This window comes from Staphylococcus sp. EG-SA-2, from assembly GCF_017152085.1.
Genome location: NZ_JACYHC010000996.1, coordinates 1 through 831 on the forward strand (window position 1 = coordinate 1; position 831 = coordinate 831).

The 831-nt window shown below is 34.3% G+C and carries 1 pseudogene; it reads right to left on the reverse strand.

The features are described 5' to 3' along the window. Positions 1 to 831 (reverse strand): annotated as a pseudogene (locus IDG60_RS27770) (alpha-keto acid decarboxylase family protein); the annotation flags it as partial.

The following is an 831-nucleotide window of genomic DNA, read 5'->3' on the forward strand; positions in this document are numbered from 1 at the left end:
ATTGTGAACCTAATGTTGCAGGTAATGTATAGCCGATAGAACCCCATAACGGTTGCCCTATAAAAGTATTGTTTTTGTATAATGCTAAATCATAAGCACCAAAGAATGATGTACCTTGATCAGCAATGATGACATCATTTGGTTTTAAGAAATTTTGCATCATTTTAAAATAAGTTTGTTGTGTTAATGGTTCTGTGCCAACAGTATAATCGGGTGATGTTGGACGATGATACGCAGGGAACGTTGCGTTATTCGTATATGAAATATTGGATAACTGTTTTAACAATGATGGTAGAGATATTTCATCATTTGTAACATCGTCAATTTTGATATTGTGATGATTTAACATAACGACATCATCGATATTGAATTGGTATGAAAAACCTGCTGTTGCTGAATCTGTTAATTTGGCTCCAATATTTAAAATTAAATCGCTGTTGTCCACATAATCTCGTATTTTATCTTCGGCAATTTTCCCATCGTAAATACCCATATAATATGGATTTTCCTCATTAAAAGCACCTTTTCCTAATGAAAGTTGTGCTACTGGTATCTGTGTTTGATTTACAAAATCTTCTAATTCTTGATGAAGGTGAAAACTGTTGATTTCATGTCCAGTAATGATGATAGGCTGCTTCGATTGATGCAATTTAGATGTTAATAACTCTATATATGTTGATGCATCCGTATCTTTGGCTGCCGTTACTTCAAATGGTGTCGGTATCTCAATTTCAGAGATTGCGACATCGATTGGTAAATGTAAATGAACTGGGCGTCTTTCGGCGATTGCTGTATTAATTAAACGTGGTATTTCGGTTGTTGCATTTTCAG